A 23,482-nucleotide genomic window follows, 5' to 3' on the forward strand; every position below is an offset into this window, starting at 1 on the left:
GCCGCTCGCTCCCGGCGTCCGCCGCGCCGCCGCGGCCGGCCGGCCCGCCGGGCGGCGCCGGCAGCGGCACGACCTTGGTGGCGTCCGCCGGCTCCGCCCCGCCGGCCGGCCCGGTCCGCGGCGCGTGGATGACCGCGTTCAGCATCGCCCGCGCGCCGGCGTCGTCGAGCCGCTTGGCCGGGTCCTTGGTGAGCAGTCCGTAGATGACGTCCTTCAGCGGTCCCGCGTTCTTCGGCTCCTCCAGCGGCTCGGTCATCACCGCCGTGAGCGTCGCGATCGCGGAGCCCTTGTCGTAGGGCGGCACGCCCTCCACCGCCGCGTACAGCAGCCCGCCCAGCGACCACAGGTCGGCCGCCGGTCCCGGCTTGTGGCCGCGGGCCCGCTCCGGGGAGATGTACGAGGGCGCGCCGACGAGCATGCCGGTGGAGGTGATGGACGGGTCGCCCTCGACCTGGGCGATGCCGAAGTCGGTGAGCACGACCCGGCCGTCGTCGGCGATGAGCACGTTCGACGGCTTCACGTCGCGGTGCAGGATGCCCTCGCGGTGCGCGGAGCGCAGCACGTCGAGCACGGCGAGGCCGACCTCCGCGGCGCGCTTCGGCTCCAGCAGGCCGTCCTCCCGGATGACCTCGGCGAGGGACCTGCCCTCGACGAGCTCCATCACGATCCACGGCCGGTCGTCCTCCTGGACCACGTCGAAGACCGTCACGGCGCTGTTGTTGCGGATCCGCGCGATCGCCTTGGCCTCGCGCAGGGTGCGCGTGATCAGGCGCCGCTTCTCCTCCTCGTCGATGTTCGACGGGAACCGCAGCTCCTTGACGGCGACCGTGCGCCCCAGGGTCTCGTCCTCGGCACGCCACACCGTGCCCATGCCGCCGCGGCCGAGCACGTCTCCCAGCCGGTACCGCCCGGCGAGGAGACGTGCGCTCTCGTCCTGACGGGATGCCCCCGCCCGCTCCGCCTCCGACATGCGTCCCCTCATGCAACCCGCCCTGACAGAGACTTCATTGTCCCTCACCCGACAAGTGCTCGGTGCCCAGGGTGTCCCTGACGGCGTGACGGGAGCCGGTGGGCCCGGCCCCGGTGAATCCCGCGTTCCGCCGCTCACCGGTCGTGCGGGCCGCATTCGCCGGGCGCGGCCCGGTTCGCGCCTGCCCGCGCCCGGAGTCCGACCGGGCGGCCCGGCTCCGGCCGTCCCTCACCCGCGGCCCGCGGACGACTCCCGCCGCAACACAGCCACCCAATCCCGCATATCGGTCATATTTACTCCTAGTGTGACGTTTGTGCTCGCCCGTGCTGTCCACCGGGCTTGCGCACCTGTCCCGCTTCGGTTACTGGGAAGGACGGCCCACGCCATGCCCGCAGATCTCGCCGTCATCGGACTCGGCCCGTACGGCCTGCCCCTGGCCCAGGCCGCCGTCGCCGCCGGCATTCCCACCCTCGGTTACCGCACCGGCCCCGAGACCGGCTCCCTCAGCCCCGCCGAACTGCGCCGGATGCTCGCGCGGGGATTCCGCCCGGCCGCCCGCCCGGCGGAACTGGGCCGCGTCCGGACCGCCGTCATCTGCGCCCCGACCCCGCGCGGCGCGGACGGCGGGCCCGACCTGGGCCAGGTGGAGGCGGCCGCCCGCGCCCTGGCCGCCCATCTGCGCCCGCACACCACGGTGATCCTGGAGTCGCCCGTGCTTCCGGGGACGACCGAGGAGTTCCTGCGCCCGCTCCTGGAGGAGGGCTCACGGCTGCGCGCCGGACGCGACTTCCACCTCGCCTACTCCCCCAGCCGCGTCGACCCCGGCAACCGCGCCTTCACCCCCGCCAACACCCCCAAGGTCATCGGCGGCCTCACCCCCGCCTGCACCGAGTCGGCCGCCGCCTTCTACGGCCGGCTCACCGACAAGGTGGTACGCGCGCGCGGCCCCCGGGAGGCGGAGACGGTGCAGCTGCTGGAGACCAACTACCGGCATGTGAACATCGCCCTCGTCAACGAGATGGCGGTCCTCTGCCACGACCTCGGCGTCGACCTGTGGGACGTCATCCGCTGCGCGGAGACCAAGCCGTTCGGCTTCCAGGCCTTCCGCCCCGGCCCCGGCGTCGGCGGCCCCTCCGTCCCCCAGGACCTGGCCGGTCACGCGCGCCGCACTCTGCGCATGGTGGAACTGGCCCAGCAGGTCAACAGCCGGATGCCCCGGTACGTCGTCCAGCGCGCCGCGGCCCTGCTCAACGAGCACGGCAAGTCGGCCCGCGGCGCGCGCGTGCTGCTGCTCGGCGTCACCTACAAGGCCGACCTCGCCGACCAGCAGGCCACGCCCGCCCAGGAGGTCGCGATCCGGCTGATGGAGCTGGGCGCCGCGGTCAGCTACCACGACCCGCACGTCCCCTCCTGGAGCGTCCTGGACCGCCCGGTCCCGCGCGCCGACTCCCTCTACGAGGCCGCCGCCGAGGCCGACCTGACGATCCTGCTCCAGCAGCACCGCACGTACGACCTCCAGGGCCTGTCGGTGAAGGCCCAGCTGCTGCTGGACACGCGCGGGGCGACGCCCACCGGGGCGGCGCACCGGTTGTGAGAGGGGAGCGCGCGCAGCGCCCGAGCCTGCGGGGCCGGTGGCGTGCGGCCGCGCCCCGGAAGGGAGCGCTCCGCGGAACCGGGGCACCGGACACGGACACCACCGCCCCAAAACGCCCCTCCCCGCCCTCTCCGCCCCGGATGCGGCCCCGCGCCCCCGCACGTCCGGCCGGGCAAGCGGAAGGGCCCGGCCACTCCCACGAGTGACCGGGCCCTTCCTCCGCCTCCTCCGCCCGGGCCGGGCGCGGCGTCACCTCACCGCCGGTGCTGCGAGTCCGCCACCGTCACCTCGACCCGCTGGAACTCCTTCAGCTCGCTGTAGCCGGTGGTGGCCATGGCGCGGCGCAGCGCGCCGGAGAAGTTCATCGAGCCGTCGGGGGTGTGGGACGGGCCGGTGAGGATCTCCTCGATGGTGCCGACCGTGCCGAGGTCGACCTTCTTGCCGCGCGGCAGCTCCTCGTTGACGGCCTCCATGCCCCAGTGGTGGCCCCGGCCCGGGCCGTCCGTCGCGCGCGCGAGCGGGGAGCCCATCATGACCGCGTCGGCGCCGCAGGCGATCGCCTTGGGCAGGTCGCCGGACCAGCCGACGCCGCCGTCCGCGATCACGTGCACGTACCGGCCGCCGGACTCGTCCATGTAGTCGCGGCGGGCGGCGGCCACGTCCGCGACCGCGGTCGCCATGGGGACCTGGATGCCCAGCACGTTGCGCGTGGTGTGCGCGGCGCCGCCGCCGAAGCCGACCAGCACGCCGGCCGCGCCGGTGCGCATCAGGTGCAGCGCGGCGGTGTAGGTGGCGCAGCCGCCGACGATCACCGGGACGTCGAGCTCGTAGATGAACTGCTTCAGGTTCAGCGGCTCGTGCGCGTGCGAGACGTGCTCCGCCGAGACCGTCGTGCCGCGGATGACGAAGATGTCCACGCCCGCGTCGACGACGGCCTTGGAGAACTGGGCGGTGCGCTGCGGGGAGAGCGCGGCGGCGGTGACCACGCCGGAGTCGCGCACCTCCTTGATGCGCGCGCCGATCAGCTCCTCCTTGATGGGGGCGGCGTAGATCTCCTGCAGGCGGCGGGTGGCCGTCTCGACGGGCAGGCCGACGATCTCGTCGAGCAGCGGCTGGGGGTCCTCGTACCGCGTCCACAGGCCCTCGAGGTTCAGCACGCCGAGGCCGCCGAGTTCCCCTATGCGGATCGCGGTGGCCGGGGAGACGACCGAGTCCATGGGGGCGGCCAGGAACGGCAGCTCGAAGCGGTAGGCGTCGATCTGCCAGGCGATCGAGACCTCCTTCGGGTCCCGCGTACGACGGCTGGGGACGACGGCGATGTCGTCGAAGGCGTACGCCCGGCGGCCGCGCTTGCCTCGCCCGATCTCGATCTCAGTCACGATGTGTGGCCTTTCCCTATGCGTTTCAGCGCCTTCCAGTATCCCCGACCGGGCCGGCGGCGGCCCTCCGCGGGGACGGCGAGGGCGGCCCCGGAACGTCCGGGGCCGCCCTCCGCAAGCCGGGACCGCGCGCCGTGCGCGCGGGCGTCACCGCTTGGCGCTGTAGTTCGGCGCCTCGACCGTCATCTGGATGTCGTGCGGGTGGCTCTCCTTCAGGCCCGCCGAGGTGATCCGCACGAACCGGCCCCTGGCCTGGAGCTCGGGGACCGTCCTGCCGCCGACGTAGAACATCGACTGGCGCAGGCCGCCGACCAGCTGGTGGACGACCGAGGAGAGCGGGCCGCGGTAGGGCACCTGGCCCTCGATGCCCTCGGGCACCAGCTGCTCGTCGGAGGCGACGCCCTCCTGGAAGTAGCGGTCCTTGGAGAACGACTTGCGGTCGCCGCGGGACTGCATGGCCCCCAGGGAGCCCATGCCGCGGTACGACTTGAACTGCTTGCCGTTGATGAACAGCAGCTCGCCCGGCGACTCCTCGCAGCCCGCGAGCAGCGAGCCCAGCATCACCGTGTCGGCGCCCGCGACGAGCGCCTTGGCGATGTCGCCGGAGTACTGCAGGCCGCCGTCGCCGATCACCGGGACGCCGGCCTCCTTGGCGGCCAGCGCCGCCTCGTAGATGGCGGTCACCTGCGGGACGCCGACGCCGGCGACCACGCGGGTGGTGCAGATGGAGCCGGGGCCGACGCCGACCTTGATGCCGTCGGCGCCCGCGTCGACGAGGGCCTGGGCGCCCTCGCGGGTGGCGACGTTGCCGCCGATGACGTCGACGCCGGACGCGTTCGACTTGATCTTGGCGACCATGTCGCCGACCAGGCGGGAGTGGCCGTGCGCGGTGTCGACGACGATGAAGTCGACGCCCGCCTCGATGAGGGCCTGGGCGCGCTCGAAGGCGTCACCGGCGACACCGACCGCGGCGCCGACCAGCAGCCGTCCCTCGGCGTCCTTGGCGGCGTTGGGGTACTTCTCCGCCTTCACGAAGTCCTTGACCGTGATCAGGCCCTTGAGGACGCCCTCGTCGTCGACCAGCGGCAGCTTCTCGATCTTGTGGCGGCGCAGCAGCTCCACGGCCTCCTGGCCGGAGATGCCGACCTTGCCGGTGACCAGCGGCATCGGCGTCATGACCTCGTGCACCCGGCGCGTGCGGTCGGTCTCGAAGGCCATGTCGCGGTTGGTGACGATGCCGAGCAGCTTGCCCGCCGGGTCGGTGACCGGCACGCCGCTGATGCGGAACTTCGCGCACAGCGCGTCGGCCTCGGCGAGCGTGGCGTCCGGGTGGATGGTGATCGGGTTCGCCACCATGCCGGACTCGGAGCGCTTGACCAGGTCGACCTGGTTGGCCTGGTCCTCGATGGACAGATTGCGGTGCAGTACGCCGACGCCGCCCTGGCGGGCCATCGCGATCGCCATGCGCGACTCGGTGACCTTGTCCATGGCGGCGGACAGGAGCGGGATGTTGACCCGCACGTTCTTGGAGACGTACGAGGCGGTGTCGATCTCGTCGGGTGCCATGTCCGACGGGCCCGGCAGCAGCAGCACGTCGTCGTAGGTCAGCCCGAGTGTCGCGAATTTACCGGGCACTCCGTCGACGTTGGCAGTCATGACACCTTCCCCAAATGGCCTTGATCGGTGCGGATGTCCATGCTAACGGGAAGCGTGGCTGTCTCATTCCACGGTTCCGGATGGCTCCGACCTTCGTATGTTCGTACGGAAACGGCGGATCGCCTGTTGGATGCGGGGTTATTGCTCGGCCAACGCCCGCAGTCTGCTCAGCGCCCGGTGCTGCGCCACCCGGACCGCGCCGGGTGACATTCCCAACATCTGACCGGTCTCCTCGGCCGTCAGGCCCACCGCGATGCGCAGCAGGAGCAGCTCCCGCTGGTTCTCCGGAAGGTTGGCCAGGAGCTTCTTGGCCCATTCCGCGTCGCTGCTGAGCAGCGCGCGCTCCTCGGGGCCCAGTGAGTCGTCCGGCCGCTCGGGCATCTCGTCGGACGGGACCGCCGTCGAGCCGGGGTGGCGCATCGCCGCGCGCTGCAGGTCGGCGACCTTGTGGGCGGCGATGGCGAAGACGAACGCCTCGAAGGGGCGCCCGGTGTCCCGGTAGCGCGGCAGCGCGAGGAGCACCGCGACACAGACCTCCTGGGCGAGGTCCTCGACGAAGTGGCGGGCGTCGCCCGGCAGCCGGGACAGCCGGGTGCGGCAGTAGCGCAGCGCGAGGGGGTGGACATGGGCGAGCAGGTCGTGCGTGGCCTGCTCGTCCCCGTCGACGGCGCGATGGACGAGCGCACCGATCGCCCCTTGGCCAGGGGCCGCCTCGTCGTCGCGCATCGGTCCATGGTGCCCTGTGGCCGTGCTGTCCGTGGTGCCGCGTTCGCTGTTGTGCACCGAAGCGTTATGAGCAGGTGCGCCGGAACTCATCCCCTGCGCCCTCCCCTTCCGCTCGACCGACTCGTCCCCGAGAGACTCCACACCTCAAGGATGCGGCATCCGCGGCGAAACGAGCAGCGGGCACCCGGTGGGCCTCCTTGCCTTCCCCGCCCGTCCCGCGGTAGGCGGGGCTCCCCGCACCCCCGCCCGCACGGCACGGGGGACGCCCTAACGGACCAGGCCCCACCGGAAGCCGAGCGCCACGGCGTGCGCCCGGTCCGAGGCGCCGAGCTTCTTGAAGAGCCGCCGGGCGTGGGTCTTGACGGTGTCCTCGGAGAGGAACAGCTCGCGGCCGATCTCGGCGTTGGACCGGCCGTGGCTCATGCCCTCCAGGACCTGGATCTCGCGCGCGGTGAGGGTGGGCGCGGCGCCCATCTCGGCGGACCGCAGCCGGCGCGGGGCGAGCCGCCAGGTCGGGTCGGCGAGGGCCTGCGTGACCGTGGCGCGCAGCTCGGCGCGCGAGGCGTCCTTGTGCAGGTAGCCGCGGGCGCCGGCGGCGACGGCGAGGGCCACGCCGTCCAGGTCCTCGGCGACGGTGAGCATGATGATCCGCGCGCCGGGGTCGGCGGACAGCAGCCGCCGGACGGTCTCGACGCCGCCCAGGCCGGGCATGCGCACGTCCATCAGGATCAGGTCCGAGCGGTCGGCACCCCAGCGGCGGAGGACTTCCTCGCCGTTGGCGGCCGTCGTCACGCGCTCGACGCCGGGCACGGTCGCGACCGCACGGCGGAGCGCCTCTCGGGCAAGCGGGGAGTCGTCGCAGACGAGGACGGAAGTCATGACTGTCCTCCGCGGCTCTCACAGCTGCTGCGCGTCACCTTGAGCCTCCAGGCTGGTACGAAATCGTCACCTGTGCGGTCGACCGTCTCGGACGCCCGCCCGAGCGCCGGTTCCTTCAACCGCCTCGCACTCTCAACGACGGTCACTCGAAAGAGTTACGGGACTGTGTGTCCTCTTCGGCACTCTACGTGAGGGGACCGACACGAGGCGGACATGCGCAACAGACCCTCAACCTTTCATCACAACCTATGACCCATTTGGCGTATTTTCTTCCTCTTCCTAGGTGTCTGCTACTAGATTCGCAATGGGTCATATTTTCATCTCCTTAGATCGTAGTTGTACGGTCGTGGACACCGTATCCGCCCAGATCGGCTACAAGGGGTCACGCAATGGCAGATTTCTCCCGCCTTCCCGGACCGAACGCGGACCTGTGGGACTGGCAGCTCCTGGCTGCGTGCCGCGGGGTGGACAGCTCGCTCTTCTTCCATCCGGAGGGCGAGCGCGGTGCGGCTCGGAGTGCTCGCGAGAACTCGGCCAAAGAGGTCTGCATGAGGTGCCCGGTCCGCGCCGAGTGCGCGGCGCACGCGCTGGCGGTGCGCGAGCCGTACGGCGTGTGGGGCGGGCTGACCGAGGACGAGCGCGAAGAGCTCATGGGACGGGCGCGCAATCGGCTGGTATCGGCTTCGGCCGCCGGCGGGGAGAGCGCCTCGAACACTTGAAGGAACGTTTCTGCAATACGGGCACGCGCACGCGTGCCCGTTGCTTTTACGGCCCGTCCCCCGACCGCTCCTGGCGCGCGGCCGCCCGCCCCAGCTGGTCCAGGGTCGCCGTCACCGCCGGCACCTGGGCCAGGTCGGGCAGGGTGAGCGCGACGATCTCCCGGCGCACCGCCGGTTCCAGCGTCACCGTGCGCACCCCCCGGGGCCGTACGGACTCGACGGCGAGCTGGGGCAGGACGGCGACGCCTAGGCCGGCGCCGACCAGGCCGACGACCGCCGGGTAGTCGTCGGTGGCGAAGTCGATGCGGGGCGTGAAACCGGCCGCCTCGCACACCTCGACCAGCTGGCCGCGGCAGCGCGGGCAGCCCGCGATCCACGGTTCCCCGGCCAGTTCCCCGATCGCGAGGGACCCGGCGCGCGCCAGCCGGTGCCGTTCGGGCACGAGGGCGACGAGCCGGTCGGTCAGCAGCGGCCGTACGACGAGGTCGTCCCACTCCTCGGCGCCCGCCGCCCCCTCGTAGCGGAAGGCGAGCGCCACGTCGCAGTCGCCCTCCCGGAGCATCCCGGCCGAGCGCGGCGGCTCGGCCTCCTCCAGGAAGACCCGGGTGCCGGGGTGCGCGGCGCGCAGCGCGGCGAGGGCCGTCGGGACGAGGGTGGAGCTGCCGCTGGGGAAGGAGACCAGCCGGACCCGCCCGGCGCGCAGCCCCGCGATGGCGGCGACCTCCTCCTCGGCCGCGGTGAGCCCGGCGAGGATCCCCGCGGCGTGCCGTACCAGCGCCTCGCCGGCCTGGGTCAGCCGCATCTCACGCCCGGTGCGGATCAGCAGGGGGGTGCCGACGGACGCCTCCAGGGCCTTCATCTGCTGGCTGACGGCGGGCTGGGTGCACCCCAGCTCGCGCCCCGCCGCCGAGAAGGAGCCGGTGGCGGCCACGGCGCGCAGGACGCGGAGGTGGCGGGCTTCGATCACCCTTCGAGGATAAGCGAGCCTTTGACGCGATGCCGGATAATGCGTCGCCGCTTTGGGCCCGTGTCCCTTACCGTGCGGGCATGAAGCTTCTCTCGGTGAATCTGGGCCGCCCGAAGGCCGTGCCGTACACGGACCACCCGCAGGGGGTGACCGGCATCGACAAGCGGCCGGCGGACGGGCCGGTGCGGGTGGCGGCGCCCGGGCCCAAGGGGGTCGGCGCGAGCGGCCTGGCGGGGGACACGGTGTGCGACACGCGGCACCACGGCGGCGACGACCAGGCGGTGTACGCGATGGCGCGCGAGGACCTGGACGACTGGGAACGGGAGCTCTCCCGGCCGCTGGCGAACGGCGCGTTCGGCGAGAACCTCACGACGTCGGGCCTGGACGTCTCCGGCGCGCTCATCGGCGAGCGCTGGCGGATCGGGCCCGAGGTGGTGCTGGAGGTCACCTGCGCGCGGATCCCGTGCCGCACCTTCCAGGGTCATCTGGACGAGGAGCGGTGGGTGAGGCGGTTCACGGAGCGGGGCGCGCCGGGCGCGTACCTGCGGGTGATCGAACCCGGGGAGATACGGGCGGGCGACCCGGTGGAGATCGTGCACCGGCCCGGCCACGACGTGACGGTGGCCCTGCTGTTCCGCGCGGCGACCACCGAGCGGACGCTGCTGCCGCGCGTGCTCGCGGCCGGCCGGGCGCTGCACCCGGAGGCGCTCGCGGACGCGCAGAAGTACGTGGCGCGGTACGGGGGCTGACGCGCGTTCACGCCTTCGGCCGTCAACCGGCGCTTCACCGTTCGTGGAGGCCTCGTGCAGCAAACGGACGGATGAGGTCCGGGTCACTAATCTTGCGTCATGACAACGGCATTGATCACGGGATCGACGGCGGGCATCGGCGCCGCCTTCGCGCGGCGGCTGGCGGCCGACGGACACGACCTGGTGCTGGTGGCCCGCGACACCGGACGGCTGCGGGAACAGGCGACCGAGCTGCACGACCGGCACGGCATCGAGGCCGAGGTGCTGACGGCCGACCTGGCGACCGACGAGGGCATCGACGCGGTGGCCGCCCGGCTGGGCGACCGCAGGAACCCCGTCGACCTGCTGATCAACAACGCCGGCTTCGGCAACAAGGGCCGTTTCCTCGACGTGTCCATGGCCGACGAGCTGCGGATGCTCAAGGTGCACTGCGAGGCGGTGCTGCGGCTGACCTCGGCGGCGGCGGAGGCGATGCGGGAGCGGGGCCGCGGCGGCGTGGTCAACGTCGCCTCGGTCGCGGCCTTCGTGCCGCGCGGCACCTACGGGGCGTCCAAGGCGTGGGTCGTGCAGTTCACCCAGGGCGTGGCGCGGGACCTGGCGGGCAGCGGCGTACGGCTGATGGCGCTGTGCCCCGGTTTCGTGCGCACCGAGTTCCACCAGCGGGCCGGGATGGGCACGGACAACATCCCGAACTGGCTCTGGCTGGACGCGGACAAACTGGTCGCGGCGGCACTGGCGGACCTGGCCCGGGGAAAGACGCTGTCCGTCCCCGACCCGCGCTACAAGGCGCTGACGGGCGTGGCGAAGGTCGTGCCGCGGGGGCTGCTGGGCGGGATCACGTCGAGGACGGGGCGGAAGTACGGGCCGCAGTAGACCCGGCCGGAAACCGCTGCGGACCTGGACCGGAAGGACACAACCCGAACTCCGGGCCGGGAGGCGGCGGCGTCATGGCCCCCGTACAGCTCATCGAGTGCCGGACCGACCGGTTCGACGAGACGAACCGGCTGACGGACACCTGGGTCGAGCGGACCAGGGGGAAGCGGACGGCGACGCACGCGGTGCTCGGCAAGGGCCGCTCGGACACGTCGCACATCGTCGAGAGCGTGGAGTCCCCCTCGTACGAGGAGGCGATGCGCAACTCCGACCTGCCAAAGACCGACCGGGTCTTCCGAAAGATGGTCGCGCTCCGCGACGAGATGCCGACGTTCACCGATCTGGAGGTGGTGCGCGACGAGCAGCCCAACCAGGCGCCGGCGCGGGCGTTCTTCGGGGCGACGGGGCGGACCGGACCGGGGTTGCTGTCCGAGTTCTGCACGGGCGACCACGTCGACCACGGCTCCGCCCACCCCGGAGGCGTCCGGGGACTCGCCGCCTCCGCCGAGCAGTACGGCGACTGGCGGGCGGCGTTCGGCTTCTCCCTCCGCGTCGACGGCCGGACCGGCGAGGGCGACCAGATGGGCCCGCTCTGGACGTGGACGGCGCGGCACGAGGGCGCCTTCCCCGGCGTTCCGCCGACCGGCCAGGACGTGAGCATGACCGGCTCGACCTGGCACCACTTCCGGGACGGGAAGATCTGCGAGGGCTGGTGGCACCACGACCGGGCGGGACCGAGGGAACAGCTGGGAGCATCCTGCGGCTGAGCCCGCCGGCTCCGGCTCCGGCCACGGCCACGGGGCCCGTTCCCGTGCCTGTCGTCCGAGGGCTCCCGTGCGGGAGCTTCCTTACTCAGGAACAGGCCTTTCGCCTGTCTGCGGCTGACCGGCTCGGGCCGCCTCCTGCAACGACTTCGTCCGGCGTCCGGAACAACGCCGGAACCGCGTCCCGAAGTCCGGCTCCGTCCCACCCGCCTTCGAGCCCGCACCCGCGTCCATGCCGTCCCACCCCCTCGCCGTAGGCCAAGCCACCTTCACCGGTCGGAGGCCGGAACGCGTGAACGACGAAAGGAAACCGGCAAGTCGATCCATACGAGTGAACGCCGTTCACGAGGGTCTCCTTGTCTGCGTCGTGCCCCCGCAGACCAAGCGGCCCCACCTCACCGCGCGTTGGCCGGCCACTGGACACCCGCCCATCGCACCATCCGTACGCACATCCTGCGCGACCCTCTCACTTCGCCTTGCTCAAGCGATCGGGCGGGCGACATCGCGCCGGGATTCCCTCCCAGGGCCGTCATCGGCCCGTCTACGTCGTCGGTGAAGCGGAGGAGAACGGAGTGGTCGACGACCAGAAGTCTGAGCGGACGTTGGGGCGGGGGATCGGATATTCATAGGCCGGACCGTTGGGCGAAGCGGTGGGAGCGGCCACGTCGGAGGGCTTCACACAGGGCGTGGTCGCTTCGAAGAATACTTGCCTCTCGGCGCCAACCGTCAAAGCGATACCGAAACCGTCGGACGACTGAGCATAAATCGCCGGAAATTTTTCATCCTTATTGACCGACTTTATCCGGTAACCGCTCTTTTCCCAAGACCGCTGAACCAGCCCCAAAAGGTTTCCCATCCGCTCCTTGGAAATAATAGTCATAACGACGCGGCGTCGCGAGACATCACATTTCCCCGCCGTCGATGCCCCGTGCGTCCAACGGACACTCGGCTCGATCGCGTCAAGCGTGGCGTCAAGCATTGAGTCAGCCCGCTCTGCGGCCTGCTGCATGGTCATATTCATGGCGCGCTTCTCACCATTGTCCGACGATGATCCGGTCGAGCGGTCCACCATACTGCACCCGGAGAGCGCGAAAGTAGCCGCGCACGCCAGCGTCAGAATCCTTCTGAAACCACTCATCTCCACCGCTCCACCTTGATGCGCTCGGACTCCCCCGCCACAATCTTCGCAATGTTGTCCGCGGACTCCAGGTCTTTTTCCGGGTTGAAGTAGTTCGAGTGTGCGGGCGTGGGTCCCTGACCGTCGATGAAGGGACGTGGCCCGTCATCCACCAGGAAGCGGCGAGCGCCGAATTCCTCACTCGCTGGATCCTTTCCGAACCAGATGTCGTCATCGCCTTGATCCGCGATATCCCCAAAAAGGTAAGAAACCAGCGGTCCCCCACTGAAGCCGATGGCAGCGGCCGCTGCCTCCTTCTTCGAGGGAAGGTGAGTGACGGGGTCGTTGTCGGCCGCACCCACGAAGACATGCTCTTTGCCGACGTTGAGGTCCTCCGCTCGATCGGCCCCCGTGCCAGGACTGCCAAGGAGGATGATGTCGTCGGCTCCGGGGATTCCCCCGTTTCGTTGAGCCGCCTGACCCACGGTGAGGGATCCATAGGAGTGGCCGATGGCAGTGATGTGCGGATCGGTGTGCTCATTCGTGGCAGATATACCGGCCATGAACTGGTTATAAGCCGTGGCACCGGCCTTGGCGTCGCCCATCGACATGACGGAAAAATTTTCCACGACCCTGTCGGCAGGCAACTGCGGAGCATCGTATCCCAGCCAGACGATCGACGCACTTGAAGAATCATATTTCTGCGCGTCGATGGCCGTGTCCATGGCTCGCTTCAAGTCGTTTTCGGCGAAATCCGAATCCAGCGCGGTCCCAAGGCCCGGCACATAGGCGGAAACGTTACGCGAGGCGTCTGGATTCCCGTACGAAACAATCGCCCGCCCGTTTCCCTCATCACCGATACCGAGCAGGTACATAGGCGGAGACTCAGGATCCGGGTGCCGCAACTGATGGTCGATGGACTTCAGACCGTCCAGCATGGTTCGCGACCTCTCGTCGTGCTGGCCTTCCAGCTTCGCGATAAGCATCCCCAGATTTTCGCGGTTCGCTTCGTCCCGCACCACGGCCGGAATGCCATCCAGGTTTCCGATGGTCTCCGGAAACGCCCTCCTGTACTCGTCGCGCTCCTCGTCGCTGAGACTGTCCCACCACTCCTTGCGGTCGGCGGGCGACTTGTCCAGCGGGATGGTGTCCCGAAGATACTCGCTCGCGGCCGAGTCGACGGTATCCACGTCGGCCGCCACATCCGCCCACGTCTTGGCGTTGACGGTCAGCCCCGGCGCCGCCTTCAGCTTCCCCAACGCCTTGCTGTACCGTTCATCGATCTCCGTGGCCTCCCGCACGGCGTAAGCGATGCGGTCAGCGATGTCCTGGGCCTTCGCGTGGTGGGGGTTGGGGATGTGCAGGCCCGAGGTGTCGGGGCCAAGCCCAGGGTTGTACAGGCCGGTGTTGCTTTTGATCGTTCCGCCGGGAACCTTGTCACCGGTCAGCCCGTTCTCGCCACCGGCGGGGTACGTGACGCTGCCGTCCGCGTCTACGGTGTACGACAGCTCCTTTGCGTCCTCCAACGCCTCCAGCAGGCGGCGCCTAGGGGCGGCGATCTCGGACGAGAAGCCGTTGAGCGCTCCGCTGACCAAGCCGCATTCCATCTGGGTGTAGTGGAAGTTTTCCGACAGCTTGGCCAGCTGCTTCAACGCCGCGTCCGCCCCCTCACCCTCGTTGGCCTTCTGCATAGCCTTGATGATCTGCTGGTCGATGCGGTCCCTGGCCGCATCGGCCATGTCGCTGATCGCGCGGTATCCGTCCGCCGCGTCCGCGTACTCGGAGGGGTTGACAGCCTTGAGCGTCTTGAGATCCATGTCTCCGGATCACCGGTCCTTGCCGCCGACAGTGGACGTACCCTCGGGGCGGACCCTCAACTTGGCAATCTCGGCCTTGATGGCCTCATCGGTCCTGAGCTGGTCGTTTCCCGCCTTCTCCAACACGTCGGCGAGTCCGTCGCAGAGTTCGCCGATGTTCCTCACTCGGCGTTCCCAGGAGTCGTGCACGCTCTTCTGAGCCGCTGCGGTCAGACAGCCGACTCCCTTGCCGAGCCCCGTCTGTCCGTCTTTCAGCTTCGCCAGCGCCTTGTGAATGTTGTCCCGCAAGTCGCGTACGCCTTCACCGGCCGCGGACCATGTCGCCTTGTCGGACCGGAGTCTGCCAGAAGCGCCGGTGCCACCCTGGTCGGCGGGCAACTGGTTAAGCTGCATCCGCGCGGAGTGCCGTTCGGCTGCCGCGACCTTGAGCTGCTCCCACTCCTCCCACGCCACGCGTGGTTCCCCTCCTCTTGCTGTGCCGTGCGCCGCTCGCCGCGAACGAGCGACCGCAACGCTGCGCTGACCGGGAAGCACGCTACACCCCTTCACCACATGCCCCATCCGTTCCGATCACCACGGCCGCCTGAGTATCCGTACTCAGATGCTGGCGGCGGCCGGGAAGCGAACGGCAGCGATGCGGCACACCACGGCGCTCGTCCTTGCCCGCAGAGTAGCCACTCAGTGCGAGTGGCCCTGCGGGTTCAGCTCGTCCCCCGGGAAACCCCTCCTTACGGCCTACTCCGATTGCGAAGCGATAGACGTCCGGCAAGTCGATACGGCCGTCGCAGCGGCGGCGCATCACGCCCAGTGCGACCAGCTCCTCGATCAGCAGCTCAGGGTGTTCTGGGTGGCGGGGGCCCGGTCCGCACCCTGGTCTCGTCCTCGTCGTTCTGGGCACGTACCGCTCGACCCATTTGCGTAGGGCGTCCACCAAGCGGTGCTCCTCCCACAGGACTTCGACCTTCACTTGCTCGATGGGCACCTGGTGCCCGGCCAGTAGCCCAATGGCATCCCGCGCCCACGGCATGTCCTCACTGACTTCGGCAATCCGCGTCTCCGAAGCCTTCTGCACTCCGCGGCGATGCATTCGTGGTGCAAGGCGAACTCATGGCCGGCGTACTGGTCGCTGGTCTCCGACAGCGCCTTGCGCAGCGCGCTGAGGAAGCTGCGCGGGCTGACCTGCTCGACATCGTCCATCAAGTGGTTGGGCAGCCACGTGAAGGCGTGTCCCTTGCAGAAGTCGGACCCCATTAGGGTCCGGCGATCCGGGTGAACTGCTCATCACCCCTGAGCAGCGGAGGCGGGAGGTGGCGCCGCTCGTCCGCCTCGGTCTGCCAGCCACCCGTGAGCTGCCGGAAGCGGTCCGCCAACTCACTGAGTCCTTTCCAACCTGGCGGCTGAGGACGTCAGTTGGGCTGACGGACAAGTGAAGCTCCTGGTAGATGGGTTTTCGACCAAGAAATCCGTCTTCACCAGAGGCTTCGTGTGCTTGTCCACCCGTCCGGCGTCGACGTGTCCAGCTCTGCCCTGCGTTTCCTGTCCGCCTACTCCGGCAAACGCAAGAAACACTGGATGAACGTGCAGGTCCTGGCCGATCCGTCCGGCCGGCTGCTGTGGGCCTCGCCGGCTCTGCCCGGTGCCGTCCACGACGTCCGGGCCGCCCGTGAACACGGCGTCATCCGCACGCTCACGGACCTCGGCATCACGTGCTGGGCCGACAAGGGATACCGAGGCGCCGGGGGCACGGTCCGCATCCCGTACTGGGGACGCTGGAAGACGCTCTCCCAAGGCCAGAAGGCCGTCAACCGGTCTCACGCCACCATCCGGGCCCTGGTCGAGAAGGCCGTCGCCACCCTCAAGTCCTGGAGACTTCTCCGCAAACTGCGGTGCTTGACCACTCGCGCCACGAGCCTCGTCCGAGCCGTTATACCCCTGCATTCGGCCAGCTCAGACCGATGATGGAAAAGGCTCATTGAATGCTTGTACTCATGCGCGCAGCGCGCATCCCCACCTCCGCCTCGGCGGGAGCCCCCGCCACGGCATCCCGGCACTCATCGGCCGAGCCTCCGCGGAATCCCGCCGTAGGCGCGGTCCACCCGGTCACAGCCCTGGCCGGGTGGGAACTTTGGGCCACGACCCCCGTCTTCACCCCGCCTCCCCCTTCACCCTCCGTCTCGCTGCCACCCCCCGCCACGCTCGTCCGACCCGGCGTCTTGCCTCGCACCAGAGGGGCGTCCGGGGCGGTCGACAGTTCTACGGCACCCGGCCCGCGACGCCGTGGAACTGGTCGCGGCCGAGCTCGCCCGCGAACGCCGTCGCCCACGAGCGGGTGCCCGGCCGGGGTGCCGGGCTGCGGCCGGGCGGGGCGGCGGGGGCGTGTCCGGGTGGAGGTGAGCGATGTGTGCGGGGGGGCTGCTGCCCGTCTCCCACGTCCGACGGCCGGCCGCTCGCGGACGGCGGACGCGGGCCGGCCCCGGTGGCGTCGCCGGCCGAGGGGTGGGGTGTGGCCGGACGGCCGACGCTCCCGGGGAGACGGTGCGGGTGCGGGCCGTGAGGGCCGTGGGCCGGCCTTCGGCGCCTCCCCGTCCAGCCCCGGCTGTCCCCGCGGGACGGTCGTGACCTGCTTTCCCTGCCCTGTTCCCACGGGGGCGGCTCCGGTCCGACGCCGTCCGGGCCGTATGCGGGACGGTTCCGGAGGTGCCGACGGCTGCGGAGCCGCCCGGGCCGTCCTCCGGCTGGAATCCGGCGAGGGATGGCCGGAATCCGGGGCCGGAAGGTAGACGTGGGGCATGGCAGGAAAAGTTGACAAGCCGCAGGCGACGGCGGAGCTCGAATCAGCGCTTCGCTCACTGGGCGCGGAGGACGGCGCGTTCATCGAGCGCTGGGAAGGGGGCGCCTGGGTCGCGGACTGGGACGGCAGCGTCCGCGGCCACGACGTCCATCTTTTCGTCATGGGGGCCGACAACCACCCCGAGGCCGTACGGCTCATGCTGGACGACTTCACCTTCGAGAACGTGCGCACCGAACACCTGGGAGAGCTGGTCCGGAAGGTGTTCACCGGTGACGCCCGCGTCACCAGGAGCCGCTTTCCGCTGCTGCCCCGGCACCTCGTCCTGGACATCCGGGTCGGCCCGGAGACTTACTCCGCGAGCGTGAGCGGCAACTCCGTGGACGACCTGTCCTCCTGGGCCAGACGCCTGGCCGCGCCGTAGGGACGGGGGGCGGCCGGCCTCGGGGACAGGGGTCGGCAAGCCCCGAGTCCGTACCGCTGTGCGGAGCGCTGTCCCGGACGCACCGGCGGACGGCAAGCACGACGAAGGGCGCGGGCCCCGGGGCCGGCCGCCGCCCCTTTCACCTTCACGCGGTCGCGCGTTGCCGTTCCCATGTATGCCACCGCCATGAGCACGGCGCCGCCCGGCCGCTCGGAGTCACGCACCGGCAGGCCGGGCGGCGTCCGCAATCCGGACGCGGCCACCGTCGTCGCCCGCGCTGTGGCTGCTCATGGATCGACTCGCCCGATGACCGGCGGGCTCGGGTCCGCTTGCCTTCGCCTCTCCCCTGGTTCACCGCCGCCCCGCACAGCGCGTGCCTGGCCACGCATCGGACGGATGTCCGGGACCGGCCTGAGGCGTGGACTGGGCTCGAGCCTTGCCCGCAAAACCCCTCCGGTTCCCGGTGCGCGCCGACGGCTGACGAGACCCGGGGCCGGCGGGGGAAGGTCCGTCCGACAGGGAAAGGCCCCGGTCCCTCCCGGGACCGGGGCCTTTCGCGAGCGGTTCGCTCAGTGGGCGTGGCCGTGGCCGTGGCCCGCGGCGGCCGGCTCTTCCTCTTCCTTCTTCTCGACGACCAGGGTCTCGGTCGTCAGCAGGAGGGAGGCGATGGAGGCGGCGTTCTCCAGGGCGGAGCGGGTGACCTTGACCGGGTCGATGACGCCGGCCTTGACCAGGTCGCCGTACTCGCCGGTGGCGGCGTTGTAGCCGCTGCCCTTCTCCAGCTCCTTGACCTTGGAGACGATGACGTAGCCCTCCAGGCCCGCGTTCTCCGCGATCCAGCGCAGCGGCTCGACGACGGCGTTGCGGACGACGGCGACACCGGTGGCCTCGTCGCCGGTCTTGTCGAGGTTGCCCTCCAGGACCTTGGAGGCGTGCACCAGGGCGGAGCCGCCACCGGAGACGATGCCCTCCTCGACCGCGGCGCGGGTCGCGGAGATGGCGTCCTCCAGACGGTGCTTGCGCTCCTTCAGCTCCACCTCGGTGGCGGCGCCGACCTTGATCACGCACACGCCGCCGGCCAGCTTCGCGAGGCGCTCCTGGAGCTTCTCGCGGTCCCAGTCGGAGTCCGTGGTCTCGATCTCGGCCTTGATCTGCGCGACGCGGCCCTGCACGTCCTCGGACTTGCCGGCGCCGTCGACGATCGTGGTGTCGTCCTTGGTGACGGTGACGCGGCGGGCGGTGCCGAGCACGTCCAGGCCGACCTGGTCGAGCTTGAGGCCGACCTCCTCGGAGATGACGGTGGCGCCGGTGAGGACGGCCATGTCCTGCAGCATCGCCTTGCGGCGGTCGCCGAAGCCGGGGGCCTTGACGGCGACGGCGTTGAAGGTGCCGCGGATCTTGTTCACGACGAGGGTGGACAGGGCCTCGCCCTCGACGTCCTCGGCGATGATCAGCAGCGGCTTGGAGGAGTTGGCCTGGATGACCTTCTCCAGCAGCGGCAGCAGGTCCGCGATGGCGGAGATCTTGCCCTGGTGGATAAGGATGTACGGGTCCTCCAGGACGGCCTCCATGCGCTCCTGGTCCGTCACGAAGTACGGCGACAGGTAGCCCTTGTCGAAGGCCATGCCCTCGGTGAAGTCCAGCTCCAGGCCGAAGGTGTTGGACTCCTCGACGGTGATGACACCGTCCTTGCCGACCTTGTCCATCGCCTCGGCGATGAGCTCGCCGACCTGCTGGTCCTGGGCGGACAGCGCGGCGACGGCGGCGATGTCGGACTTCTCGTCGATCGGGCGGGCGGTGGCGAGCAGGTCGTCGGAGACGGCCTTGACCGCCGCGTCGATGCCCTTCTTCAGCAGCGCCGGGGAGGCGCCGGCGGCGACGTTCTTCAGGCCCTCGCGGACCAGGGCCTGGGCCAGGACGGTCGCGGTGGTCGTACCGTCACCCGCGATGTCGTTGGTCTTGGTCGCCACCTCCTTGACCAGCTGGGCGCCGAGGTTCTCGTACGGGTCCTCGATCTCCACCTCGCGGGCGATCGTGACACCGTCGTTGGTGATGGTGGGCGCGCCGAACTTCTTGTCGATGACGACGTTGCGGCCCTTGGGGCCGATCGTCACCTTGACCGTGTCGGCGAGCTTGTTGACGCCGCGCTCAAGGGCGCGACGGGCGTCCTCGTCGAACTTCAGGATCTTCGCCATGGGAGCGTGAGCCCTCTCGGGATCTAGGGGAAATCAACTGCGCCCCGGGCGCCCGGCTTCTTATCGGTCGCGGGGGCCAGGGGCGCAGCTGGAGAGCAAGGAGTCGAGGTGGCGTCGACTTACTTCTCGACGATCGCGAGGACGTCGCGGGCCGAGAGGACGAGGTACTCCTCGTTGTTGTACTTCACCTCGGTGCCGCCGTACTTGCTGTAGAGCACGACGTCGCCGACCTTGACGTCGAGCGGAAGGCGGTTGCCGTCCTCGAAGCGGCCCGGGCCCACGGCCAGGACGACGCCCTCCTGGGGCTTCTCCTTGGCAGTGTCCGGAATGACCAGGCCAGAGGCCGTGGTCTGCTCGGCGTCCAGCGGCTGGACCACGATGCGGTCCTCGAGCGGCTTGATGGCAACCTTGGAGCTGGCGGTCGTCACGATCCGACCTCCCCCTTCGGAGATCTCACGGGGTTAACTGTCTGAGGTGGCGACCAGGTCGATCCGTCGTCGCGGGTGCCGGACCTGCCCGTCGCGTTGTTGGCACTCTCCAGGGGGGAGTGCCAGAGCCGAGACTATGACCGCGATTAGCACTCGGTCAAGCGGAGTGCCAATTGCCCGTGGCGTGGCGCGGGAAATCCCCGCGGGCGCGCGTCCGCGCAGCCGGCCGGTGCCGGAGAGACCGCCCCCGGGAGCCGCCCCCGGACCCCCGCTCAGGCCCGGACGGCCCCGTTCCCGGACGGTTCCGTTCCCGGACGGCCCCGTTCCCGGGCGCCGGACGGGCCGGCGCCGGAGGGCCGGGCGTCCGTACGCGGTCCCCGGCCGGCGCCGGAGGGCCGCGCGTCCGTACGTGGTCCCCGGCCGGGGATCCGGACGTGGTCCTCCAGGCGTCCCACGCGCAGCCCCTGTTCCTCGATCTCCCCCAGCAGGCGTCTCGTACGGTCCAGGAGGGACAGGCCCGTGGGTTCGTCGGGGTCCACGGCGACGATGTCGCCCGGCCGGAGGCGGGGGGCGCCCCGGGCGTAGGCCAGTTCGCCGGTGCCCGTCACCGACGCCCGCCACAGGACGACCGCGGTGATCCCGCAGTCGGCGGCGGCGCGGAGCGTCGCCGTGTCGTACGCGCCGTACGGCGGCCGGAAGAGGTGGGGGCGGACGCCGAAGCGGGACTTGAGCTTGTCCTGCTGGCCGCAGATCTCGGCGCGCTGGCCGGCGTAGGGCAGGCCCCGCAGGAAGGGGTGGTCGAGGGTGTGGTTCTGCAGGCTCGCGCCGACCGCGCGCAGGCGCGCGAAGTGGCCGTACGCCGGTCCCGCGACGCTGTCGGTGAGGAACATGGTGACCGGCAGGCGCCGGGCGCGGACCAGGTCGACGAACCGGGGGTCGCGCTCGGCGCCGTCGTCGTAGGTGAGGAAGACGACCCGGTCGCGGGTCGGGACGCGGTCGACGACCGGGGGCAGGCCCGTGCCGCGGGCGGCCGGCTCCCGGGCGCCGCCCGGCCGGTGGCCGTGCGCCGCGTCGCCGCCCGGCCGGGCCGCGGTCGGCGGCTGCGTGCCGCAGGCGGTCAGGGCGGCCGTGAGGGCGGCGGCCGCGAGGAGGCCGGTCGCCGCCCGCCGCGGCCTCACAGGTAGTCCTCCAGCCGCGCCACCGCGTACCCCTCGGCCGTCACCTTGTCCAGGAAGCGGCGGGCCATGTCCCGCATCGTGCCCTCCCAGTCGCCCCGGCCCCGGAAGTGGCTGAGGACGATGTCGCCGGGGCGCAGTTCGCGGTCCCACTCGCGGTACTCCCAGCGGTCGGCGAAGACCTCCTCGTTCCACAGCGGGGCGTACCGGATGCCGCAGGCCTTGGCGGCGCGCAGCGTGTCCTGGTCGTAGTTGCCGTAGGGCGGGCGGAAGAGGACCGGCCGCTTGCCGTAGCGCCGTTCGATCACGTCCTGCATGCCGCAGATCTCCCGCTTCTGGCGGGCGTACGACAGCGCGGGCAGGTAGGGGTGGCGCAGGGTGTGGTTGTTGAGGGTGACGCCCAGCCGCTGCATCCGCTCGAAGTAGCCGTAGTCCTTCCGGACCAGGTAGTCGCTGAGGAAGGCGGAGTACGGGATCCTCAGCTCGCTCATCATCCGCAGGAACGCCGGGTCCTTCTCGGCGCCGTCGTCGATGGTGAGGAAGACGACCTTGTGCCGGGTGGGGACGGTGGTGAAGACCGGGGGGAGGTCCCGTTCCCGGTGGTCGTCGACCTCGAAGCCCGCGCGGGTCCCGATCCTCGGCTTCTCGGCGGGCGGGGGCGGGGCCGTCAGGGGGACCCGGCGCAGGCCCCAGCGTTTCGCCGCGGCGACCCGGGCGGCGTGGGCCGCGCGCAGCCTGGCGGCGTAGGCGGCCAGCGCCCGGGCCGGGGACGTCTGGGGGGCCTGCTGGCCGGCGACGGGCCGCGCCCGGTCGTCGTTCGGCGCGCATCCCGGGGCGAGGGCGGCGACGGCGAGCACGGCGAGGCCGCCACGGATCCGCAGTCTCGGGGAAACCGCCCCCCGCGCCCGGCGTTCGTCATTTTGTACGGCTGCTCGCATGGTGCCGGATCCTCGCAGCCCGGCGTCCCGGTCCCGGGCCGACACCGCCGCCGCGGGCGCGCCGTCCACCGACTGGCCCACAATGACCCGGTGAACGACCTCGCCCTCCTGCTGACCCCCGAAGGCCGCGCCCTCCTCGACGAGGTGCGCGACACCGACCCCGCCGAGGAGCTGGCCGTGGCCACCCGGCTGCGGCGCGCGCACCCCGCCGGGCTGGTGTCGGCGGCGCTCGGCCAGGCGCGGCTGCGGCAGCGGGCGGCGGCGAAGTTCGGCGCCGAGGACGCGCGGCGGATGTACTTCACGCCGAACGGGGTCGAGCAGTCGACGCGCGCGGCGGTGGCGGCGTACCGGGCGGAGCGGATGAGGGAGCTGGGCGTGACGTCCGTGGCCGACCTGTGCTGCGGCATCGGCGGCGACGCGATCGCGCTGGCCCGGGCCGGGATCCGGGTGCTCGCCGTGGACCGGGACCCGGCGGCGGTGGCGGCGGCGCGGGCCAACGCCGACGCGCTGGGGCTCGCGGACCTGATCGAGGTGCGGGAGGCGGACGTCACGGACGTGGACACCACCGGCTGGGACGCCGTGTTCGCCGACCCCGCCCGGCGCGGCGGACGCGGCCGCGTCTTCGACCCGGAGGCCTACTCGCCGCCGCTGTCCTGGGCCGTCGCGGCAGCCCGTACGGCCTCCCGCGCCGCCGCGCTGAAGGTCGCGCCCGGCATCCCGCACGAGGCGGTGCCCGCCGACGCCGAGGCCGAGTGGGTCTCCGACGGCGGGGACGTGAAGGAGGCGGTGCTGTGGTTCGGCACCGAGCCGGGCGCGGTCCGGGCGACCCTGCTGCCGGGGCCGCGCACCCTGCTCTCCCGCCGGCTGCCGGATCCGCCGGTGCGTCCGGTGGGGCGGTACCTGTACGAGCCCGACGGCGCCGTCGTCCGCGCCCACCTGGTCGCGGAGGTCGCCGACCTGGTGGGCGGCGGGCTGCTCGACGCGACCATCGCGTACGTCACGGCGGACGACCTGCGGCCGACGCCGTACGCCACCGCGTACGAGATCACCGACCACCTCCCCTTCAACGTCAAGAGGCTGAAGGCCCTGCTGCGGCAGCGGGAGGTCGGCACGCTGACCGTGAAGAAGCGGGGGTCGGCCGTCGAACCGGAGGAGCTGCGGCGGAAGGTGCGGCCGCAGGGGCCGAACGCGGCGACGGTGTTCCTGACCCGGGTCGCGGGCGCGCCGACGGTGCTCGTCGGGCATCCCGTCCGGCCGTGAGGCCCGGGCCGCGCGGCACGGCGGCGCTCCCCGCGCGCCGGTCCCCCGCCCGGCACTCACCGGC

At 71.3% G+C, this 23,482-nt stretch carries 20 protein-coding genes and 1 pseudogene; 8 read left to right on the plus strand and 13 right to left on the minus strand.

The features are described from left to right. Window positions 1–970: serine/threonine-protein kinase (locus ABD363_RS01420; protein WP_344599483.1), on the minus strand; the 970-nt coding region annotated here is incomplete at its 3' end. Between the two features lie 385 nt (window positions 971–1,355). On the opposite strand from ABD363_RS01420, the gene ABD363_RS01425 reads away from it, so the two are divergent. Further along, window positions 1,356–2,564, plus strand: coding sequence for a nucleotide sugar dehydrogenase (locus ABD363_RS01425; protein ID WP_344599484.1), 1,209 nt, complete (start codon window positions 1,356–1,358; stop codon window positions 2,562–2,564). Between the two features lie 254 nt (window positions 2,565–2,818). Here the strand turns inward: ABD363_RS01425 and ABD363_RS01430 are convergent, their stop codons facing one another. From ABD363_RS01430 to ABD363_RS01445, 4 genes are all read right to left on the minus strand, one after another. Further along, window positions 2,819–3,943: a GuaB3 family IMP dehydrogenase-related protein gene (locus tag ABD363_RS01430; RefSeq protein WP_344599485.1), complete on the minus strand. Its 1,125-nt coding sequence runs from the start codon at window positions 3,941–3,943 to the stop codon at window positions 2,819–2,821. 147 nt (window positions 3,944–4,090) lie between these two features. Then, window positions 4,091–5,599, minus strand: coding sequence for an IMP dehydrogenase (guaB, locus tag ABD363_RS01435; protein WP_344599486.1), 1,509 nt, complete (start codon window positions 5,597–5,599; stop codon window positions 4,091–4,093). Window positions 5,600–5,737: 138 nt separating this feature from the next. Beyond that, window positions 5,738–6,325, minus strand: coding sequence for a sigma-70 family RNA polymerase sigma factor (locus ABD363_RS01440; RefSeq protein WP_344599487.1), 588 nt, complete (start codon window positions 6,323–6,325; stop codon window positions 5,738–5,740). 267 nt (window positions 6,326–6,592) lie between these two features. Further along, the gene (locus ABD363_RS01445) at window positions 6,593–7,204 is read right to left on the minus strand and encodes a response regulator transcription factor (protein ID WP_003948568.1); all 612 of its coding nucleotides are present in this window, start codon (window positions 7,202–7,204) and stop codon (window positions 6,593–6,595) included. 389 nt (window positions 7,205–7,593) lie between these two features. On the opposite strand from ABD363_RS01445, the gene ABD363_RS01450 reads away from it, so the two are divergent. Further along, the gene (locus ABD363_RS01450) at window positions 7,594–7,923 is read left to right on the plus strand and encodes a WhiB family transcriptional regulator (RefSeq protein WP_344599488.1); all 330 of its coding nucleotides are present in this window, start codon (window positions 7,594–7,596) and stop codon (window positions 7,921–7,923) included. Window positions 7,924–7,969: 46 nt separating this feature from the next. On the opposite strand, the gene ABD363_RS01455 is transcribed toward ABD363_RS01450, so the two are convergent. Then, the gene (locus ABD363_RS01455) at window positions 7,970–8,890 is read right to left on the minus strand and encodes a LysR family transcriptional regulator (protein ID WP_344599489.1); all 921 of its coding nucleotides are present in this window, start codon (window positions 8,888–8,890) and stop codon (window positions 7,970–7,972) included. 80 nt (window positions 8,891–8,970) lie between these two features. Between ABD363_RS01455 and ABD363_RS01460 the strand changes: the two genes are divergently transcribed. From ABD363_RS01460 to ABD363_RS01470, 3 genes are all read left to right on the plus strand, one after another. After that, window positions 8,971–9,639: an MOSC domain-containing protein gene (locus tag ABD363_RS01460; protein WP_344599490.1), complete on the plus strand. Its 669-nt coding sequence runs from the start codon at window positions 8,971–8,973 to the stop codon at window positions 9,637–9,639. 99 nt (window positions 9,640–9,738) lie between these two features. Further along, entirely contained in the window at window positions 9,739–10,512 is a 774-nt protein-coding gene (locus tag ABD363_RS01465; RefSeq protein WP_344599491.1) for an SDR family NAD(P)-dependent oxidoreductase, read from the plus strand. 74 nt (window positions 10,513–10,586) lie between these two features. Next, window positions 10,587–11,279 carry an ester cyclase gene (locus ABD363_RS01470; RefSeq protein WP_344599492.1) on the plus strand — a complete coding sequence of 231 codons (693 nt, stop codon included), beginning with the start codon at window positions 10,587–10,589 and terminating at the stop codon, window positions 11,277–11,279. A gap of 538 nt (window positions 11,280–11,817) precedes the next feature. On the opposite strand, the gene ABD363_RS01475 is transcribed toward ABD363_RS01470, so the two are convergent. The 3 genes from ABD363_RS01475 to ABD363_RS01485 are packed head-to-tail and all read right to left on the minus strand — an operon-like array spanning window position 11,818 to window position 14,663. After that, entirely contained in the window at window positions 11,818–12,414 is a 597-nt protein-coding gene (locus ABD363_RS01475) for a hypothetical protein (protein WP_344599493.1), read from the minus strand. Continuing rightward, on the minus strand, window positions 12,411–14,210 hold the full coding sequence (locus ABD363_RS01480) for an alpha/beta hydrolase (protein WP_344599494.1): 1,800 nt from the start codon (window positions 14,208–14,210) through the stop codon (window positions 12,411–12,413). The genes ABD363_RS01475 and ABD363_RS01480 overlap by 4 nt, the downstream gene beginning before the upstream one ends. A 9-nt stretch (window positions 14,211–14,219) precedes the next feature. Next, window positions 14,220–14,663 carry a hypothetical protein gene (locus tag ABD363_RS01485; protein WP_344599495.1) on the minus strand — a complete coding sequence of 148 codons (444 nt, stop codon included), beginning with the start codon at window positions 14,661–14,663 and terminating at the stop codon, window positions 14,220–14,222. Between the two features lie 1,032 nt (window positions 14,664–15,695). Between ABD363_RS01485 and ABD363_RS01490 the strand changes: the two genes are divergently transcribed. Next, entirely contained in the window at window positions 15,696–16,169 is a 474-nt protein-coding gene (locus ABD363_RS01490) for a transposase family protein (protein ID WP_344599496.1), read from the plus strand. An 830-nt stretch (window positions 16,170–16,999) separates the two neighbouring features. Beyond that, the gene (locus ABD363_RS01495) at window positions 17,000–17,422 is read left to right on the plus strand and encodes a hypothetical protein (RefSeq protein ID WP_344599497.1); all 423 of its coding nucleotides are present in this window, start codon (window positions 17,000–17,002) and stop codon (window positions 17,420–17,422) included. Between the two features lie 569 nt (window positions 17,423–17,991). Here ABD363_RS01495 and groL read toward each other — a convergent pair. From groL to ABD363_RS01515, 4 genes and pseudogenes are all read right to left on the minus strand, one after another. After that, window positions 17,992–19,617, minus strand: a complete 1,626-nt coding sequence (groL, locus tag ABD363_RS01500) for a chaperonin GroEL (protein ID WP_344599498.1) — start codon at window positions 19,615–19,617, stop codon at window positions 17,992–17,994. A gap of 119 nt (window positions 19,618–19,736) precedes the next feature. Further along, window positions 19,737–20,045, minus strand: a complete 309-nt coding sequence (gene groES / locus ABD363_RS01505; protein WP_190206047.1) for a co-chaperone GroES — start codon at window positions 20,043–20,045, stop codon at window positions 19,737–19,739. A 431-nt stretch (window positions 20,046–20,476) separates the two neighbouring features. Next, window positions 20,477–21,223, minus strand: a pseudogene (locus tag ABD363_RS01510) (polysaccharide deacetylase family protein); the annotation flags it as partial. Next, the gene (locus ABD363_RS01515) at window positions 21,220–22,158 is read right to left on the minus strand and encodes a polysaccharide deacetylase family protein (RefSeq protein WP_344599499.1); all 939 of its coding nucleotides are present in this window, start codon (window positions 22,156–22,158) and stop codon (window positions 21,220–21,222) included. The pseudogene ABD363_RS01510 and the gene ABD363_RS01515, both read right to left, overlap by 4 nt. A gap of 90 nt (window positions 22,159–22,248) precedes the next feature. Here ABD363_RS01515 and ABD363_RS01520 point away from each other — a divergent pair, with 90 nt between their 5' ends. Continuing rightward, window positions 22,249–23,418, plus strand: coding sequence for a THUMP-like domain-containing protein (locus ABD363_RS01520; RefSeq protein ID WP_344599500.1), 1,170 nt, complete (start codon window positions 22,249–22,251; stop codon window positions 23,416–23,418). Window positions 23,419–23,482 lie beyond the last annotated feature (64 nt).

It is taken from the genome of Streptomyces glaucus (assembly GCF_039533365.1).
In the GTDB taxonomy this organism is placed as follows: Bacteria; Actinomycetota; Actinomycetes; order Streptomycetales; family Streptomycetaceae; genus Streptomyces; species Streptomyces glaucus.